The sequence below is a fragment of the Roseateles sp. P5_B10 genome (genome assembly GCF_056400485.1).
On sequence record NZ_JBFULE010001232.1, the window covers coordinates 1 to 1,088 of the forward strand.

At 60.7% G+C, this 1,088-nt stretch carries 2 protein-coding genes; one reads left to right on the forward strand and one right to left on the reverse strand.

Translation table 11 applies throughout. The features are described 5' to 3' along the window. Positions 1-473, reverse strand: a 473-nt coding sequence (locus tag AC1DU6_RS32330; RefSeq protein ID WP_477862318.1) for an SDR family oxidoreductase, incomplete at its 3' end; no start/stop codon positions are given. A gap of 250 nt (positions 474-723) precedes the next feature. Between AC1DU6_RS32330 and rimP the strand changes: the two genes are divergently transcribed. Further along, positions 724-1,088: ribosome maturation factor RimP (rimP, locus tag AC1DU6_RS32335; RefSeq protein WP_477862320.1), on the forward strand; the 365-nt coding region annotated here is incomplete at its 3' end.

Here is a 1,088-nt window from a genome sequence, read left to right on the forward strand (position 1 = left end):
GTGTTGTAGTTGGGCACGTAGCRCTCGGCGCCCAGGTAGCTCAGTGTGAGCAGGGCGGCGCCGGGGCGCAGGCGCGGGGCGGCCAGCTTGGCCATGGCGGGGAAGCTGTAGGCCGAAATGTCGTGGGCGATGCGGAAGTTCTCGCGCGTCATGCCGTCCAGGAAATTGCCGGCAATCGCCTCGCGAGGCGCAAAGCCGATGGAATGGACGAAACCGTCGAACTCCGGCCAGACCTCGCCGAGCTGGTTGAACAACGCCTCCATCTGCTCGTCGCTGGTCACGTCACAGTCGTAAATGAGTTTGGAGCCGAATTCGGCAGCGAACTCGCTGATGCGGTCCTTGAAACGTTCGCCCTGATAGCTGAACGCCAACTCGGCACCTTCGCGGTGGCAGGCCCGGGCAATGCCGTAGGCGATGGAGCGGTTGGACAGCACGCCCGTGATCAGCAGCCGCTTGCCGGCGAGAAAGCCCATTCTTGTCTCCTGTGAGGTCTCAAACAGCCTCAGATTCTGGCACGCGCAGGGCGTAGCGGCTTGCCGGCATGGGACTTGCACAGTACAATCCGAGCTTCACCAGAAATGAGAGAACTCTGCAAAGAGTCTTTCAACGAGCCCCGGACGACATCCCCCGGGGCGCGATATCAGGTGAACGAGTGGGCGGATTCATCCAGCCCATTTTTTTTGCTTTTTCGATTTTCTTTCGACCGAAGACCGCACACCCCGAATGAGTTGGCAAACCGCTGTGGAAACGACCGTGACCGGACTCGGTTACGAACTCGTGGACTGCGAACGCAGTGCCAGTGGTGGAACGCTGCGCGTGACGATTGACAGGCTGAACGCCGGGGCGGATGCCGGCGAGCTGATCGATGTGGATGACTGCGAAAAGGTCACCCGACAGCTGCAGTATGTGCTCGAGGTCGAGGGTTTGGAATATTCCCGGCTCGAAGTGTCTTCACCGGGTCTGGATCGGCCGTTAAAAAAGGCCGCGCATTACGCGCGCTTTGCCGGCCAGGAAATCGATATCACGCTCAAAGCACCTTTCCAGGGCCGCAAGAAGTACCGCGGCGTGGTCAGCGCGCAGCCGGATGC